We start from the raw sequence: 16,866 nt of genomic DNA on the forward strand, positions 1-16,866 counted from the left end.
GGCGTCAGTCTTGATCGTCCGTCCGCGCACGCAGCACAGGTGTCGAGAAGGGCTCGTGTTCCCTTTGCTGCCGGGATCGCACCGCTGTCAGTATTCGACGATCCCATGCCTGCGGCAACTCCGGCGTCGAGCCGCGGATCTCCAACTGCTGTCAGGACCCGCCCGCCGGCAACACGGCTTTGATGGCCTCAAGAGCGCCGTGCAGTTGCGCCACGACGTTTGCGCCCTCGCCAATTGCGCCGCCGACCCGCTTGACCGAATTTGAGCGAACGTCGCCCACGGCGAAGACGCGCGGCACGCTGGTCTCGTGCGCAGAGGGCCTGTGGCCGTCGGCAGCCGACACGACATCCGCGCCGGTGTGGACGAACCCCCTCGGGTCGAGACCGACACCACATTCCTTCAGCCATTCCGTCGCCGGCTCCGCGCCGAGGAACAGGAATACATGGCGGATAGGCAGCGTCGTCTCGGTGTCGGTCGGACGATGGCGACAGCGCACGGCCCGAAGGCCCTCCTGTGACGAGCCTATCAGCTCGACGATCTCCGTTCCGGCGAGCACCTCGACATTCGGCGCCGCCTCGATACGTTCGGCCAGATAGCTCGACATGGTCTCGGCCAGGCCGCTACCCCGCACCAGGATACGCACCTTCGCGGCATGCGCCGAGAGGAACACCGCGGCCTGGCCCGCCGAGTTGCCGCCGCCCACGATGATCACCTCGGCATTGGAACAGAGCTTCGCCTCGATCGGCGATGCCCAGTACCAAATGCCGCGATTCTGAAACTGCTCGAGATTGGCCAATGCAAGCTTTCGATAACGAGCCCCGGACGCGACCACGACCGCGCGGGCCTGGACGTGCCATCCGTCGGTCATCTCCAGTGTCATGGGCCGACCCGTGCTGGAACAGTCGAGCCGGGAAACCGTGACCGGCAGAACGAACTGGGCGCCGAATTTCTGAGCCTGCACGAACGCGCGAGCGGTCAGCGCGTGCCCGGTGATGCCCGTGGGAAAGCCAAGGTAATTCTCGATACGGGCGCTGGCGCCGGCCTGACCGCCGAAGGCGTGGCTTTCGACAACGATGACCGACAGCCCCTCGGAGGCCGCGTAGACCGCCGTCGCAAGGCCGGCCGGCCCTGCTCCCACGATCGCGACGTCGAAGATCCGCCTTTCCGTGATTTCGTCGAGCAGGCCGATACACTTCGCAAGCTCCTGCTCAGACGGATTGCGCAGCAAGGTGCCGTCCGGACAAACGACAAGCGGGTAGTCCGCCGGGCTGGGCGACAGGCAGGCGATCATTTGCGCCGCGTCGGAATCGATCTCGGGATCGAGGACGCTGTGCGGCTGACCATTGCGGGTCAGGAAGACCTGCAGGCGGATCATGTCCGGCAACGTCAAGGGACCGACCAGGATCGGGCCGGCGGCCTTGTTTTCGATGAGATAGACGCGGCGCAGGATCAGCGCGCGCACGATACGTTCACCCAGTTCGGCCTCGGCCACCACAAGGGACCGCATCCCCTCCGCAGGCACGATAAGGGCCTCCACGTCACCTTCGGCCTGGACATCGACCAGCGACGGCAGCCCCGACAGCTCCGCGAGCTCGGCGGCGAATTCGCCCGCCCCCATTTCGACGATCGGCGATACGCGGCCGAGGCCGTCGTGCTGCGTCACGGCGATCCTGCCGCTCAACACGACGCACATGCCCGGGCCTGGCGCACCGTTTCTCGCGAGGAATTCCCCGCTCCGATAGTGGCGCCTCCGGCCGAAGCGCTCGATACGACGCAGCTCGGCGGCGGTGAGGACCGGGAACATCTGCGGACGGCGGCTGTCCGATATCGGCGAGGAGACTATCTTGGCCATTGGCGTTCGATCATGGCATCGCCAACCCACGCGACGACCTCGCCCTCGCGGCGCGGCCTACCGCGAGAACAACTCACAGGTTCATCGCCGACGAAAGGCTCGTCAGCAAAGATCGGGATGGGACGATCCGATTGCCCGTGAACACGCCGGGACTCTATCACATCTGCAGGCAGGCGAGAGTCCACGATGATCGAGCGTCGCACACCCAGACACATCGATCGCGCTGCATGGGCCATCGCCTTTCGGCACACTGGTGAAGATGGCAAAATTGCGATTGAGAAGCAGCGGGATAATCTGGTCTAATACTAATGGGGTAGAGGCGTTGAATGAGGCACTTCGTGCTGGCGGCTGCAAGATCACGGTCAGCATGGGGCCGCGGGCTCGGGAGCGGCGGTCGCGTGACCATCGTCGCGGCGCTGCGGCTAATGGTGGGCCTCGCGCTGCCCGTTTCCACGACGGCCTGTATGGTCGGGCCGGATTTTTCTTCGCCCGACGCGCCGGTTGCCGAACAATGGCTGGAGGCGGGCGATCCTGCGGTGCGGACCGATCGCCAAGACTATGCCGCGTGGTGGTCGGCGTTCAACGATCCGACGCTGAGCAGTTTGGTCGATCGCGCCTACCACCAGAACCTCAGCCTCGCGGCCGCCGGCACACGCGTGATCGAGGCGCGTGCGACCTTGGGCGTTGCCATCGGCCAATTCTATCCGCAACAGCAGCAGCTCGGGGGCGGCGTCACCTACAATCAGTTCAGCAAGGCGGACGCCACGACCAACCCGGTTGGAGCCCTCGACAACAACATCTGGCGCGCCAACCTTGGCGCGCAGGTCGGCTGGGAGCTGGATTTCTGGGGCAAGTTCCGCCGCGGCGTCGAATCGGCCAGCGCCGCCTACCTGGCCTCGATAGCGACCTACGACGACGTGCTCGTCACGCTGCTGGGCGACGTGACGACGACCTACATCGGTATTCGAACGCTGCAGGTGCAGATCGACATCGCCCGCGAGAACGTGGTCAGGCAGAAGCGGGCCCTGCAGGTCGCGCGCGACCGCTTCGAAGGCGGCGCATCGACCCTGCTCGACGTCTACCAGGCGCAGAACGTGCTGGCCCAGACGGAGGCCGCCATCCCGCAGCTGACGGCCCAGCTGCAGCAGGGCGAAGCCGCGCTGCGCGTGCTGCTCGGCATGACGCCGGAGGCCCTCAATGCGCTGCTCGCGGGTCCCAGGACCGTCCCGGTGCCGCCGGGCGACGTTGCCGTCGGTATCCCGGCCGATCTGGTACGCCGGCGGCCCGACATCCGCGCCGCCGAGCTCAAGGCGGCCGCGCAGAGCGCCAAGATCGGCATGACCAAGGCGCAGCTTTTCCCCGCTTTCTCGCTGACCGGAGCCTTCGGCGGCGCGGCCTCGTCGTTCAACGAGATCCCGGTCGGCCAGGTCTTCACGGGTAACGCCATCACCTTCGCCTTCGGCCCGACCTTCAGCTGGCCGATCCTCAACTACGGCCAGATCACCAACCAGGTCCGCGTGCAGGATGCCCGCCTTCAGGCGTTGCTCCTCGACTACCAAAATACCGTGCTGAAGGCGCAGAAGGAGGTCGAGTCCGGCCTCGCCGGCTTCCTCAACGGGCGCAAGCAGATCGAGCTGCTGCGCGCCAGCGTGCGGGCCGCCAACGGAGCGCTGCGGGTCGCCATGGATCAGTATTCGCTCGGAACCCGCGACTTCACCACGGTGCTGACGGCCGAGCAGAACCTCTACACGGCACAAAGCAACCTGGCCGGTGCCGAGGGCAACCTCGCGACCAGCCTGACCAACGTCTTTCGGGCGCTGGGCGGCGGCTGGCAGATCCGCGGCGACCGCGAGTTCGTGGACGACAAGGTTCGCCAGCAGATGCGCAGCCGTACCAACTGGGGAACCGTGCTGCCGGCCGCAGGCCCGCCACCCGGCCCGGCCCCCGGGCTGCCGGGTCCCGAGGACCGCGGCCCGACCGTACGCCCGCCGCAATGGTGAAACGCATGAGAAGTCTTCCTGCCCTGACATCCAAGCGGATAGTGCTCGCATCGGTCGCCTTGATGCTGGCCACCGCTGCGTTCGGCTTCGGTGTCGATCGACTGCGCTGGGGCCCCGCGAACGACTCGGCCCCCGCGGCCTCGGGTGTCGTGTCGGGAGCCGCCGCGGCACCGGCCGTCGGTCCGTCGGTGGCCCAGGCGCCGGCCGCGGCACCGGTTCCCGTTGCCAAGCCGAAGACGATGAGCGTCAGCGATACGATCGAGGTGACCGGCAACGCGGCGGCGGTTGCCGAGGTCAAGCTGCTGGCCCGCGTTGTCGGCTACCTCGACAAGATTCACTTCGAGGACGGCGCGCTGGTCCGCAAGAACGATCTGCTGCTGACGATCCAGCAGGACCAGTACAAGGCACAGCTCCAGCAGGCACAGGCCCAGCTCCAGCTGGCGCGCGCCCAGCTCAATCACGCGAACATCGAGGTTGTCCGCTACACCGCGCTGGTCAAGAAGGGCGCCGCCACCCAGGTCAACGTCGATCAGTGGGTGTACGAGCAGCAGGCCGCTTTGGCCAACATCCTCGGCGCCGAGGCCCAGGTCGCCATTGCCCAGCTGAATCTCAGCTACACCGAAGTGCGCGCGCCGTTCGACGGCCAGATGAGCAAGCATCTGGTCGATGTCGGCAACGTGGTCGGCGGCAATGGCCAGCAGGGTGCTCTGGCGAACATCACGCAGCTCGACCCGATCTACGTCGAGGCCAATGTCAGCTCGCAGGTAGCGCTGCAGGTGCGCGCCAACCTCGACAATCGGCAGCTGACCCTGGCGCAGATTCAGCAGATCCCCGTCGAGGTGGCGCTGAGCAACGACAAGGGCTTCCCGCGCCGCGGCACGCTGCAATACGTGGCGCCGACGATCGACCCCGCGACCGGAACGCTGTTCGTGCGCGGCATCCTGCGTAATCCCGACCGGGCGCTCCTGCCGGGTGTCTTCGTGCGCATGCGCCTGCCGATGGAAAAAGGCACGCAGAGTGCACTCATGGTGCCCAACAACGCGCTGCAGGAGGACCAGGGTGGCCGCTACCTGCTGGTGGTCGGCAAGGATAACGTCACGCAGCAGCGCTATGTCCAGATCGGCCAACAGGTCGGATCGCTGCGGGTCATCACGGGCGGGCTCGCGCCGGACGACCTTGTGGTGATCGGCGAGCTGTGGCGCTCCTCGCCCGGCACGACGATCACGCCCCAGGTCAAGACGATCGACGGCTAGGACGCAACGGCAATGTCGAAGTTCTTCATCGAGCATCCGGTCCTCGCCAATGTGCTCGCGATCGTCCTCGTCTTGCTGGGCCTGGTCTCCCTGTTCCGGCTGCCGGTGTCGGAGTATCCCAACGTGGTGCCGCCCACGGTGCAGGTGACGGCGAGCTACCCGGGCGCCAGCCCGCAGACCGTGATCGACCTGGTGGCGCTGCCTATCGAGCTGCAGGTCAACGGTGTCGACCGCATGCTGTACATGCAATCGACCAGCGGCGCCGACGGGACCTACGTGTTGACGGTGACGTTCGAGATCGGAACCGACCCGGACATCAACCAGGTGCTGGTGCAGAACCGCGTTCAGCTGGCCCTCGCGTCGCTGCCGCAGCCGGTCCAGGCACAGGGCGTCAACGTCCAGAAGAAGAATACCGCCATCCTGCAGATCGTTACGCTGGACTCGGCCGACAATCGCTTCGACAGCCTGTTCCTCAGCAACTTCGCGACGATCAATATCACCAACATCCTGGCGCGCCTGCCCGGGGTCGGCTCGGTCAAGGTATTCGGCGCCGGCCAGTACTCGATGCGTATCTGGATGGATCCGGAGAAGCTCTACAGCTTCGGGCTGCAGCCCAGCGACGTCATCGATGCCATCCAGCAGCAGAGCAAGCGGGTCGCTGCAGGGCAGGTCGGCATGCCCCCGACTCCGCCCGACATCGGCTTCCAGTACACAGTCGACATCCAGTCGCGCCTCAACGAACCCGAACAGTTCGCCAACATCATCGTCAAGGACAAGACCAAGGAAGGCGGCGAGCTGGTCTATGTGCGCGACATCGGGCGCGTCGAGCTGGGGGCGCAGACCTACTCGCAGCAGTTCAATCTCGACGGCCGCCCGGCCGCCGGCATTGCGATCTATCAGACGCCCGAGGCCAACGCCCTGGCGGTCGGCAACGCGGTGCGCGCCAAGATGACGGAGCTGGCGCGCCGCTTCCCGGAGGGCCTGCGCTGGAGCATTCCGTACGATACGACGCTGTTCGTCACGGCCTCGATCAACGAAGTCTACACGACGCTCTACCAGGCCGGCATCCTGGTCCTGATCGTCATCCTGGTCTTCCTGCAGAACTTCCGCGCGACGCTGGTGCCGGCCACCACTGTGCCGGTCACCATCATCGGCGCCTTCGCCGGCATGGCGGCGCTGGGCTTCACCGTCAACCTGTCGACCCTGTTCGGCATCGTGCTGGCCATCGGCATCGTGGTCGACGACGCCATCGTCATCGTCGAGGGCGTTACCAAGTACATCGAACGGGGCATGTCGGGCCCTGCGTCGGCCATCAGGGCGATGAAGGACCTGTTCGGTCCGATCATCGGCATCACGCTGGTGTTGATGTCGGTGTTCCTGCCGGCCGCCTTCGTCCCCGGGCTGACCGGTCAGATGTTCGCGCAGTTCGCCCTGGTGATTGCCGTGACCGCGCTGATCAGCGCGTTCAACGCCGCTACCCTGAAGCCCACCCAGTGCGCCCTTTGGCTGCGCACGCCCGTGCCTCCCGAACAGCGCAACTTCTTCTATCGCGGCTTCAATCGCGTCTACGACCGCATGGAGGCGGCCTATGCCGCCCTGATCGGCGGCATGGTCCGGCGCAGCGGCCTGATGGTGATCGTCGGACTCTGCGTCTCCGGCGTGGCCATGTGGGGCCTGGCGCGCCTGCCGACCTCCTTCATCCCGATCGACGACCAGGGTTATCTCATTGCCGCCGTGCAGCTGCCCGACGGCGCCTCGCTCAACCGCACGACCGCCTCGCTGCAGCAGGTCCAGGAGCTGGTGAAGGACATACCGGGCGTCGACCACGTCATTGCGATCTCCGGCATCTCGCCGCTCGACAACAGCGCCGACCTCGCCAATGCCGGCGTCGGCTACATCATGCTGAAGCCGTTCGACGCGCGCGTGAAGGCCGAAGGCCAGGACCTGCTCACCATCTATGGCCGCGTGCAGAAGGCGCTGGAGACGCTGAAGGACGGCCAACCTCTGGTTCTGCCGCCGCCGGCGATCCAGGGCATCGGCAATGCCGGCGGCTTCCAGATGCAGCTCGAGATGCTGGGCGGCAGCTTCGACTACCGCAAGCTCGACGAGCTCGCGCAGCAGATGGTCAAGGAGGCAAAGTCGGAGCCGAGCCTGCGCAACGTCATCACCACCTTCCGGGCCAATGCCCCCCACGTGGTGTTGACGGTCGACCGCGCCCGGGCCGAGACATTGCGCGTCTCGGTCGGCGACATCTTCTCGACGCTCACCGACTATGTCGGCTCGACCTACGTCAACCAGTTCAACAAGTACGGCCTGTCGCTGCAGGTCTACGTCCAGGCCGATGCGAAGTATCGCCTCCAGCCCGATGACCTGCTGAAGCTGTTCGTGCGCAGCCAGGATGGCAACATGGTGCCGTTGAGCGCGGTCGCCAGCCTCAGCGAGGTCGTCGCCCCGCCGCTCATCACCGTCTACAACCTGTTTGCCTCGGCGACGATCGTCGGCGGCGCGGCGCCGGGCTACAGCTCCGGCCAGGCGATGGACGCCATGGAACGCATTGCGGCGCGCGTCCTGCCGAAGGATGTCACCTTCGAATGGACGGCGATGTCCTACCAGGAGAAGATCACCGGCAACCAGCTCTACTACGTCTTCGCGCTGTCGGTGCTGCTGGTCTATCTCTGCCTCGCCGGCCAGTACGAGAGCTGGATTCTGCCGCTTTCCGTCCTGTCGGCGGTGCCGCTGGCGCTCGTCGGCCCGGTCGTTGCGCTGACCAGCCTGGGCGCGGCCAACAACCTGTACACCCAGATCGGCCTGATGCTGCTGATCGCCCTGTCGGCCAAGAACGGCATCCTGATCGTCGAGGTGGCGCGCGAACGGCGCATAGAGGGCGAGGAAATCCTCGCGGCGGCGGTCGAGGCCTCGCGCGCCCGCTTCCGGCCGATCCTGATGACGTCCTTCGCCTTCATCCTCGGCGTGTTGCCGCTGGTACTGGCAGTCGGCGCCGGCGCGAACGCCCGTCGCTCGCTGGGCATCAGCGTGTTCAGCGGCATGCTCGCCTCGACCTGCCTTGCCGTGCTGTTCGTTCCCTGCTTCTTCGTGCTGCTTCAGCGCCTCGACGAATGGCGCAAGCGCAAGCCCGGTGCCGCCAAGCCGGGCCCGTCGGCTGGGCTCGCGGTCGACAAGCCAGCCTGAGTCGCTGCCCACCGCAAATATGCGCGTCTACTACGACTTCGAGTCCAGGAAGCGATCGAGGACATTGCGGGTGATCTGCTGGGTGCAGAAATCGCCGCGAGCGAGCCCCATGACCCATTCGCAGCTTCCCGCGGTGAAAACCTCACCCTTGCCGCGCGGCATGGAGACAATCATGCCCGATCCGTAGCGCTGCGGATCGCTGTCGCCACCGTCACCGCCGGCGCCGGCCGGCTTGGCCGATGTCGTCGAATCCTTGCGACCGTTGCCGAGGTAATAGCGGAAGCCCTCGCCGCGATGCTCTTCCTCGACGCGAACCGCGGGCGCCATTGCCAGGATTTCGATCAAGCCAGGTGCGCCATCGTCGCCGGTCGGATAGGGCAAGCCGCGCCGGAAGGTATAGTCGAGGCCGTCGACCTCGTAGCCGAAGATGCCGGCCTCGGCGCCGATGACGTCGCCATAGTGCGTCTCGGTGCCGTCGAAGGCCCAGTGCCGTGGCCGATAGACCGTGAAGCCTTGGCTGGCGCGCGGCGCGAGGGCACCCCAGGAGGAATAGATGCCCTGCGCGCCGTTGACGCCGAAGGTCAAGGCGCCGGGACGCCCGATCGCCGGATCCTCCCAGGCGCCGGACAGCAGCTTCGCCCGGTCGGTGCCCTTCACCGGATCCTCGGCATGCGCGCGCGCCTTGAAGCAGACCTGGCGCCGGCCCTCGTCCTCGAGCCGTACCTGCCAGAGGAAATTGCCGGCGAAGCGCGAGACCTTGCCGCCCTCCTCGACGAAGGCGTCCATCGTGTCGCGCATCTCGGCCGTCCAATATTCGTCGTGCCCGACGATGACGGCACTGCCGTAGCGCTTCAGGATCTCCGGCCGGAAATGCAGGTCGGTCTGCGTGATCATGTCGAAGGCATAGCCCTCGCGCTCGGCCCAGATCACGAAGTGGCGGTCGAACTGCGCCCAGCCCGCCGACGCGAAGAACTGGGCGAAGCCGTTCGTGTAGGCCCATTCCTTGGTGTAGTAGCGCGGCGCATCCCACGCCGGCCGCTTGATCGGGTCGCACAGGCGCGGCGCGCCGGGCGGCAGCCAGAGCAATCCGCGCGTCCATGGCCGCTCGATGCTGAGGATCGGCGAGAACTGGTTGCGGTCGGGGCCGTCGATGCCGTCGTAGGAATTGGCGCCGCCCCAGTCGTTATAGGCGAGCCAGGTCGAGGTCGGCAGGATCAGCAGGAAGCGGCCGGCCGGCGCCGGATCGACCGGAACAACGACGAAGAAATGGTGCTGCACGAACGAGGCGCCGTTCTCGAAGCGGCAGCTCGAGGCCACGCGGTAGAAGCCCGATGCGAGATCGGCCGGCAGGCGCCAGCGATGCCCGACCGGCCATTTGCAGCCGTCGCGATAGGCATGCGGCGACGTTGCGTGGAACGTCCCGGGCAGGCCCTTCGCCTCATGCACCAGGGTCGGCACGTTGCCGTCGCGATAGACCTGCAAGGTCCAGTCCTTCGCCGTCGTGCTGGTGTGGAAGGCGACCTCCTCACCCGGCGCGTAGGACATGGCGTCGGTATAGGTATAGACCTCCGGCACTGCCGGATCCTCGCGCGGCGCCTCGTACCAGTGCGCGAGATGCCAGGAATCGCCGGGATGCATCACAAGCGAATGCCGCTTCACGACATTCATCGGGCTGAACTCCGGCATCCAGTCGATGCCGGGGTGCTTCTGCTGGTCGTTCGCCATGGCTGCCGCTACTTCACCGAGACGTTGGAGAATCGCGGCAGGTAATAGGGCGTGAAGTTCTCGACCTTCTTGTTGTTGAAGGCGCGGATCGTGCCGATGTCGCCGATCTTGATCATGTAGGCCTGGTCGAGCACGCGCTTCTCGATGTCCGCCCAGGCCGCGATGCGCAGCTTAGGATCGAGCGAGGTGTAGAACCTGTCGTAGGCGTCATCGAGCACCTTGTCCCCTTCGACGTGCGGGAAGGTGTAGAACATCACCTTCCACTGCTGCGGGCCGAGCAGCGGATTGGAGCAGTAGCCGGTCGTCGAGACGTTCCAGGTGCCGGTGCCGCGCTGCATGTTGCTGGCATTGGTGGTCCAGTCGACGACATCGACCGACGAATTCATGCCGGCCGCTTTCATCTGCTCGTCCAGCACGAGGATCGCGCTACGCATGGTGGCGTAGTTGGAGTTGGTCTGCAGGACGATCTTCTCGCCCTTGTAGCCGGCCTTGGCGAGCAGCTCCTTCGCCTTGGCCGGATTGTTCTGGCTGTAATAGGGCTTCATCGCGTCGCCCTGGTAGTATGGGCTGCTTGCATAAACCATCGAATGGCTCTTCTGGTACACCGAACCCATCGCCTCCAGGATGTCGTCGACATTGACGACCGCCTCGATGGCCTGGCGGACCAGCGGGTTCTTGGTCGGGCCCTGCTGCGTATTGACCACGAACACCTGCATGCAGAAGGGGAAGACCTTGAGCGTCGTCAGGTCGGCGCGGCCCTCGAGCCGTTTGACGAGGTCCGGCGGCACGTCGCTGATCACGTCGGCGCCACCCGACTGCAGGGCGGCCACGCGCGTGTTGGCTTCGGGCACGAAGTTGTAACGCACGCTGTCGAGAAAGGCGGTGCGGCGGCCGGCGAGGCCGTCCGGTCCGGGCGCGCTTTCGTCGGCGACATAGCCGTCGAAGCGCTTCATCACGAGATGGCTGTCCTTGACCCACTCGCCCAGCATGAACGGACCGGTGCCGATGATCTCGAGCTCGCGGGCCGCCTTGTCCTTCTGCTCGGCCGGAATGATGGCGAACGGATAGACGGGCGACTTCAGGATATCGACGAAGACGGCATTCACCTTGTTCAGCCGGACCACGAACGTCGACGGATCGGGGGTGTCGTAGCCCTCGACATCGGCCAGCACGCTGGCATTCGGGCTGACCTTCTTGTAGCGCTCGAACGATGCCAACACGTCGGCGGATGTCATCTCCTTGCCGTTGTGGAACTTCACGCCCTTGCGCAGGGTGAAGGTGAAGGTCTTGCCGTCGGCGCTCGTGTCGACCTTCGAGGCCAGCGACATGCGCGTGTTGTATTTGTCATCGATCGCCACCAGCGTCTCGAACATGTGGTGAATGACCTCGAGCTCGACCAGGCTTGCCGCGACGTGCGGATCGAGCGTGCCCGGCCCCGAGACATAGGCGTAGGTGAGCGTGCCGCCCTTCTTCTGCTGCGCCTCGGCCGACAGGCCCGCACCGGCAACGACGAAGACCGCCGCAAGGCCGATCCGTAGCAGTGACCCAAAGATCTTCATGTCAGCACCCTTCCCATAATTCGAACAACGGAAACTCAGCTTGCCGCAATCGGCGGCCGCTTGTCGGCCCACGGGCAGGCCTCCTCGAGCAGCGCGCCGATCCGCAGGACGTCGCCATCGGCATGACGCGGGCCGACGATCTGGAAACCGGTCGGCAGGCCGTCGCGGCCGAAACCCGACGGGATCGACAGTGCCGGGTGGCCGGTCAGATTGAACGGATACATGAAGCCGGTCCAATGCGGCTGCGCGGGGCCGATTTCCTTGCCGTCGATCTCGACCCGGCCCGTCACGCCGTTGAAGTCGGCATCGAGCGCGGTCCGCGAGAGGGTCGGCGACACCAGGAAATCATAGGTCTCGAACAACCCCTGCACCGCCCGAAACAACCGGGTTTTGGCCGCAACAGCCCGCAAATAGGCGGAAATATCGTACTTCTTGCCCGCCTCGACGAAGCCACGCAGCACCTTATCCGTGCGTTCCCCGTATTTGTCGACGACATGACCCAGGTAATTGGCGATCGAGCAGAGGTAGAGCACGCGCTGCTCGTCGCTGATCCAGTCGACCGGAGTCCGCACCTCCTCGACGTCGGCGCCGAGGTCGGCCAGGGCGCCCAGCATGGTCTTCGTGTTCTCCGCGACATCGGCGGCGACCACTGTCGCGCCGGTCTGGCCGAGATAGCCGATCTTCACGCCCGAGAGGTCCTTCGACAGCAGATGGGCCGAGACGAAGCCGAACGGCAGCGCACTTTCGGACCAGGCATCCATCGGATCGGGGCCGGCCATCGCCAACATCGTCGCCGTGGCATCGGCGACCGTGCGGGTGAGCGGGCCCGCCGCCACCGGATTGCCGAAGGTCTCACGCCCTTCCTGCCACGGCAGCACGCCCGTGGTTCCTTTCAACCCGACGAGGCCGCAGCAGGCCGCCGGCCCGCGGGTCGAGCCGGCGCCGTCGCTGCCGAGCGACAGAGGCGTCAGGCCCGCCGCGACCGAGGCGCCGGCGCCGCCGCTCGATCCGCCCGGCGTGCGGCTGAGGTCCCAGGGATTGCGGGTGACACCGAAGATCGGTCCCTCGGTCGTGCCCTTGATGCCGAACTCGGGCGTGGTCGTCTTGCCCACCATGATGGCGCCCGCCTCGCGCAGGCGCGTCACCAGCACGTCGTCGCGCTCGGCGATGTTGTGCTCGAACGCCACGGTGCCGTAGGTCGTCCGCACGCCCTTGGTCGGGAAGAGATCCTTGATGCCGACGGCGACGCCGTGCAGCGGACCTAGCTCGTCGCCCGACATCACCGCCTGCTCGGCAGCCTTCGCGGCCTTGCGGGCCGCCTCGCCGGTCACCGTCACGAAGCAATTGAGCTGCGGCTGGAGCGTGTCGATCGCGCCCAGCACGGCGTCGATATGCTCGACCGGAGACAGCTTCTTCCGGCGGATCATCGCGGCGACGACCGTCGCGGGCGTAAACAGCAACTCGCTATTCGACATTACAAAGCGGCTCCGGATCGTAGAGATGGCATGACGCCTGGCGCATGGGGCCAGTTTCGAGAAGATGCGGCACGTCGACACTGCAGCGCGGCATCACGTTCGGGCAGCGCGTGTGGAACCGGCAACCGGACGGCGGCGACAACAGGCTCGGCACCTCGCCGCCGATGACCGGCCCGCGCTTGCGGAACGGATCGGGCCGCGGCACGGCATCGAGCAGCGCACGCGTGTAGGGATGCTGCGGCGCGCGGTAGAGATCGGCCTTGGGCGCCACCTCGACGATCGAGCCGGCATAGAGGACCGCCACGCGATGGGCGATCGCCCGCACCACCGCGAGATCGTGCGCGATGAACAGGTAGCTGAGGCCGAGCTTCTCCTGCAGGTCCATCAGCAGGTTGACGATCTGGGCCTGCATCGACACGTCGAGCGCCGACACCGGCTCGTCGCAGACAATGAAGCTCGGCTGCAGCGCGAGCGCGCGGGCGATGACAATACGCTGGCGCTGGCCGCCCGAGAATTCGTGCGGAAAGCGCTCGGCGCTGTCGCGCGGCAGGCCGACCATCTCCAGCAGCTCGCGGACGCGGCCGTTGCGGTCGCGCCGCGAATGACCGCCGGCAATGTCGATCGGCTCGCCGACCGAATCGCCGATCCTCATGCGCGGATTGAGCGCCGAGTGGGGGTCCTGGAACACGAACTGGAGGCGCGAGCGAACGGCGGCGAGGTTGCCGCGGCGCTCCGCGCCGGTGATCGGCCGGCCGAACAAGCGGACCGAACCGCCGGTCGGCACATAGAGCCCGACCAGGATGCGGCCCATGGTCGACTTGCCCGACCCTGACTCCCCCACCAGCCCCAGCGTCTCGCCCGGACGGATGGTGAAGGACACCTTGTGCAGCACCTGCTGCGTGACGGCGCCTGTGCGGAACGCCATGTCGACGTCGCGCACCTCGACCGGAAGCTCGTCGGCCATCACGCCGCCGTCCGGCCGGAGGTCCGCGGCGTGCAGCGCACGCGATGGTCCGGCCCGATCGACGCGAGATCGGGAATCGCGGCGCGGCAGACGGCCTGGACATGCGCGCAGCGCGGTCCGAAGCGGCAGCCGGCGATCGGCTCGTCCGGGTCCGGAATGCGTCCCGGGATCGAATAGAGACGCCCGTCGCCGCCGTCGAGCGCCGGGATCGAGGCCATCAGCCCCTCGGTATAGGGATGCACGGGCGTACGGAACAGCACCTCGACGGGCGCCTGCTCGACGATCCGTCCGGCATACATCACGATCACCCGCTCGGCGAACTCGGCGATGACGCCGAGATCGTGCGAGATCAGCATCACCGCCATGCCGAGCTCGCTCCGCAGCTCGCGCAGCAACTCCAGGATCTGCGCCTGGATGGTGACATCGAGCGCCGTGGTCGGCTCGTCGGCGATCAGCAGCCGCGGACGGCAGGCGATCGCGATGGCGATCATCACGCGCTGGCGCATGCCGCCCGACAGGCGGTGCGGATACTCGTCGACCCGCCGGCGCGCGTCCGCGATCCGCACCAGGTCGAGCAGCTCGATGGCCCGCACCCGCGCATCGGCACGCGACATGCCCTGATGCAGGCGCAGCGTCTCGGAGATCTGGTCGCAGATCGTCAGCACGGGATTGAGCGACGACATCGGATCCTGGAACACCATGGCGATGTCGCCCCCGCGCACCTGGCGCAGGCGGCTTTCCGGTGCTTGCAGGAGATCCTGGCCGTCGTAGCGAACCGTGCCGCTGGCGAAGCGCGACGTGCCGCGCGCGTGCAGGCGCAGCATCGACAGCGCCGTCACGCTCTTGCCGCTGCCCGACTCTCCCACGATGCCGAGGCAATCGCCTTCGCCGACGTCGAACGACACGCCCTCGACGGCCGTCGTCCATTTGCGGTCGCCGCGGAACTGGACGGTGAGATCGTCGATGGAAACCAGGGGCGGTGAGGCCATCAGTGGCCCCCCTTCAGCCTTGGATCGAGCACGTCGCGCAGCCCGTCGCCCAGCAGGTTGAGGCCGAGCGCGGCCAGGCTGATGCCGATGCCGGGGAAGAGCATGACCCACCACGCCTCGGTCGCGTAGTCGCGGCCCTCGGCGATGATGTTGCCCCAGCTCGGGGTCGGCGGCTGCACGCCGACACCGAGGAAGCTGAGCGCGGCTTCGGCCAGGATCGAATAGGCGAACACGAAGCTCATATGGACCAGCAGCGGCCCCACGCTGTTGGGCAGGATATGCCGCAGCATGATGCGCATGTCGCCCGCCCCCGCGATTCGCGCGGCCTGGACGTAGTCGAGCTCGCGCACCACCAGCGCGGAGGCACGCACGATGCGCACGCCGGCCGGCACGTAGGCGACGGTGAGCGCGATGATGACGCTTTCCATGCGCGGTCCGAGCGCCGCCGTGATGCCGAGCGCCAGGAGGATGGCCGGGAAGGACATCAGCGCGTCCATGAAACGCATGATCGGCGCATCGAGGCTGCGGAACTGTGCGGCGATGACGCCGATGACCGCGCCGGTGATGCCGGAAAGTGCAGCGACCACGAAGCCGATCCAGAGCGAAACCCGCGCGCCATAGAGGACGCGGGTCAGCACATCGCGGCCGAAATTGTCGCTGCCGAAGGGGAACATGGCGGACGGCGGCTTGTAGCGGAAGCGCACCTTCATCGACGATGGATCGATGCCGGTGAGCGGCGCCAGGATCGCCGCCGCCGTCAGCAGGATCAGCAGCACCGCGCCGATCTGGAAGGAGCGATGCGCCAGCAACCGGCGCAGCAGCATGAAGCGCCGCCGCGGCGCCAGGACGGGCGAGCCGATACCGATGCCGATATCAGTCATAGCGCACGCGCGGATCGGCGAAGGTATAGAGGATGTCGACCGTCAGATTGATCGCCACGAAGGCGAAGCCATAGATCAGCATGACGCCCTGGACGAGCGGATAGTCACGAGCAAGGATTCCCTGCACGACGAGGCGGCCTATCCCGGGCAAGGCAAAGACCTGCTCGATCACGACCGAACCGCCGATCGCCGTCGAGACGAGGATGCCCAAGGCAGTGATCACCATGATCAGGGCATTGCGGAAGGCGTGCTTGCCGACCGTCACCCACTCGCTCAACCCCTTCGAGCGGGCGGTCCGAATGAAATCCTGGCTGAGCACATCGAGCATCGCCGACCGGGTCATGCGGGCGAGGAATCCGATCTGGAACAGCGACAGCATCGCCGCCGGCAGGATGAGCGAGCGCAGCCACAACATCGGATCCTGCGACAACGCCACGAACCCGCTCGACGGCAGCCACCCCAGGATGACCGAGAAGAGGATGACCGCGAGGATGGCGATCCAGAAGCCGGGGATGGACACGCCGAGCAGCGCCACGGCCATCACCGCGGAGTCGATCCAGGTCTGCCGGTAGTAGGCGGCGATCGAGCCGACCAGGATGCCGATCGGCAGGGTGATCGCGAGCGACAGGCCGGCCAGCGAGAGCGTCACCGGCAGCCGCTCGCCCATGGCCGACAGCACGCTCTGGTTCAGCATCAGGGAGCTGCCGAAATTGCCCTGCACCAGCTGCCCGAACCACAGGGCGATCTGCTCGAGGAACGGCCGGTCCAGCCCGAGCGTGCGCCGGACCTTCTCGATCGCCTCGGGCGACGCCTGGTCGCCGGCGATGACGACGGCCGGATCGCCCGGCAGAAGGCTCATCAGCAGGAACGCCAGGACCGAAACGAGCAGGAGAACCGGGATGGCCTGCAAGACCTTGATGGCCAACAGCCGGCTCATCGTCGCGCCTGGTGCGCTATCGTCCGACCCACTGTCCTTCGC

11 protein-coding genes are annotated in these 16,866 nt (G+C 66.6%); 3 read left to right on the forward strand and 8 right to left on the reverse strand.

Going from position 1 to position 16,866, the window contains the following annotated elements; genetic code table 11:
- Positions 1–151 precede the first annotated feature (151 nt).
- The gene (locus tag ACQY8M_RS34760; protein WP_428666242.1) at positions 152–1,852 is read right to left on the reverse strand and encodes an FAD-dependent oxidoreductase; all 1,701 of its coding nucleotides are present in this window, start codon (positions 1,850–1,852) and stop codon (positions 152–154) included.
- Between the two features lie 398 nt (positions 1,853–2,250).
- Here ACQY8M_RS34760 and ACQY8M_RS34765 point away from each other — a divergent pair, with 398 nt between their 5' ends.
- Genes ACQY8M_RS34765 through ACQY8M_RS34775 form a run of 3 tightly spaced genes read left to right on the forward strand, consistent with a single transcriptional unit; the run spans position 2,251 to position 8,294 of the window.
- Positions 2,251–3,852 carry an efflux transporter outer membrane subunit gene (locus ACQY8M_RS34765; RefSeq protein WP_428666245.1) on the forward strand — a complete coding sequence of 534 codons (1,602 nt, stop codon included), beginning with the start codon at positions 2,251–2,253 and terminating at the stop codon, positions 3,850–3,852.
- A 5-nt stretch (positions 3,853–3,857) separates the two neighbouring features.
- The gene (locus tag ACQY8M_RS34770; protein ID WP_428666248.1) at positions 3,858–5,105 is read left to right on the forward strand and encodes an efflux RND transporter periplasmic adaptor subunit; all 1,248 of its coding nucleotides are present in this window, start codon (positions 3,858–3,860) and stop codon (positions 5,103–5,105) included.
- Positions 5,106–5,117: 12 nt separating this feature from the next.
- Positions 5,118–8,294, forward strand: coding sequence for an efflux RND transporter permease subunit (locus ACQY8M_RS34775; RefSeq protein ID WP_428666251.1), 3,177 nt, complete (start codon positions 5,118–5,120; stop codon positions 8,292–8,294).
- Positions 8,295–8,324: 30 nt separating this feature from the next.
- Here the strand turns inward: ACQY8M_RS34775 and ACQY8M_RS34780 are convergent, their stop codons facing one another.
- The 7 genes from ACQY8M_RS34780 to ACQY8M_RS34810 are packed head-to-tail and all read right to left on the reverse strand — an operon-like array spanning position 8,325 to position 16,824.
- Complete coding sequence (locus ACQY8M_RS34780; protein ID WP_428666254.1) at positions 8,325–10,019, reverse strand: N,N-dimethylformamidase beta subunit family domain-containing protein; 1,695 nt, start codon at positions 10,017–10,019, stop codon at positions 8,325–8,327.
- An 8-nt stretch (positions 10,020–10,027) separates the two neighbouring features.
- Positions 10,028–11,578 carry an ABC transporter substrate-binding protein gene (locus tag ACQY8M_RS34785; RefSeq protein ID WP_428666256.1) on the reverse strand — a complete coding sequence of 517 codons (1,551 nt, stop codon included), beginning with the start codon at positions 11,576–11,578 and terminating at the stop codon, positions 10,028–10,030.
- 35 nt (positions 11,579–11,613) lie between these two features.
- Positions 11,614–13,053 carry an amidase gene (locus tag ACQY8M_RS34790; protein ID WP_428666259.1) on the reverse strand — a complete coding sequence of 480 codons (1,440 nt, stop codon included), beginning with the start codon at positions 13,051–13,053 and terminating at the stop codon, positions 11,614–11,616.
- The gene (locus ACQY8M_RS34795; protein WP_428666262.1) at positions 13,043–14,017 is read right to left on the reverse strand and encodes an ABC transporter ATP-binding protein; all 975 of its coding nucleotides are present in this window, start codon (positions 14,015–14,017) and stop codon (positions 13,043–13,045) included. Before ACQY8M_RS34795 ends, ACQY8M_RS34790 begins: the two co-directional genes overlap by 11 nt.
- Positions 14,017–15,006, reverse strand: a complete 990-nt coding sequence (locus ACQY8M_RS34800) for an ABC transporter ATP-binding protein (protein WP_428666265.1) — start codon at positions 15,004–15,006, stop codon at positions 14,017–14,019. Before ACQY8M_RS34800 ends, ACQY8M_RS34795 begins: the two co-directional genes overlap by 1 nt.
- A complete protein-coding gene (locus ACQY8M_RS34805; protein WP_428666268.1) occupies positions 15,006–15,887 on the reverse strand; it encodes an ABC transporter permease in 882 nt (293 codons plus the stop codon). The genes ACQY8M_RS34800 and ACQY8M_RS34805 overlap by 1 nt, the downstream gene beginning before the upstream one ends.
- The gene (locus ACQY8M_RS34810; protein WP_428666271.1) at positions 15,880–16,824 is read right to left on the reverse strand and encodes an ABC transporter permease; all 945 of its coding nucleotides are present in this window, start codon (positions 16,822–16,824) and stop codon (positions 15,880–15,882) included. The genes ACQY8M_RS34805 and ACQY8M_RS34810 overlap by 8 nt, the downstream gene beginning before the upstream one ends.
- Positions 16,825–16,866 lie beyond the last annotated feature (42 nt).

It is taken from the genome of Reyranella sp. (genome assembly GCF_965279465.1).
Taxonomy (GTDB): Bacteria; Pseudomonadota; Alphaproteobacteria; order Reyranellales; family Reyranellaceae; genus Reyranella.

What these genes read in the sequence shown, in the direction of transcription:
- ACQY8M_RS34780 (WP_428666254.1), bottom strand. Translation starts at nt 10,019, where the DNA reads ATGGCGAACGACCAGCAGAAGCACCCCGGCATCGACTGGATGCCGGAG.
- ACQY8M_RS34775 (WP_428666251.1), top strand. Translation starts at nt 5,118, where the DNA reads ATGTCGAAGTTCTTCATCGAGCATCCGGTCCTCGCCAATGTGCTCGCG.
- ACQY8M_RS34770 (WP_428666248.1), top strand. Translation starts at nt 3,858, where the DNA reads ATGAGAAGTCTTCCTGCCCTGACATCCAAGCGGATAGTGCTCGCATCG.
- ACQY8M_RS34810 (WP_428666271.1), bottom strand. Translation starts at nt 16,824, where the DNA reads ATGAGCCGGCTGTTGGCCATCAAGGTCTTGCAGGCCATCCCGGTTCTC.
- ACQY8M_RS34760 (WP_428666242.1), bottom strand. Translation starts at nt 1,852, where the DNA reads ATGGCCAAGATAGTCTCCTCGCCGATATCGGACAGCCGCCGTCCGCAG.
- ACQY8M_RS34795 (WP_428666262.1), bottom strand. Translation starts at nt 14,017, where the DNA reads ATGGCCGACGAGCTTCCGGTCGAGGTGCGCGACGTCGACATGGCGTTC.
- ACQY8M_RS34805 (WP_428666268.1), bottom strand. Translation starts at nt 15,887, where the DNA reads ATGACTGATATCGGCATCGGTATCGGCTCGCCCGTCCTGGCGCCGCGG.
- ACQY8M_RS34785 (WP_428666256.1), bottom strand. Translation starts at nt 11,578, where the DNA reads ATGAAGATCTTTGGGTCACTGCTACGGATCGGCCTTGCGGCGGTCTTC.
- ACQY8M_RS34790 (WP_428666259.1), bottom strand. Translation starts at nt 13,053, where the DNA reads ATGTCGAATAGCGAGTTGCTGTTTACGCCCGCGACGGTCGTCGCCGCG.
- ACQY8M_RS34800 (WP_428666265.1), bottom strand. Translation starts at nt 15,006, where the DNA reads ATGGCCTCACCGCCCCTGGTTTCCATCGACGATCTCACCGTCCAGTTC.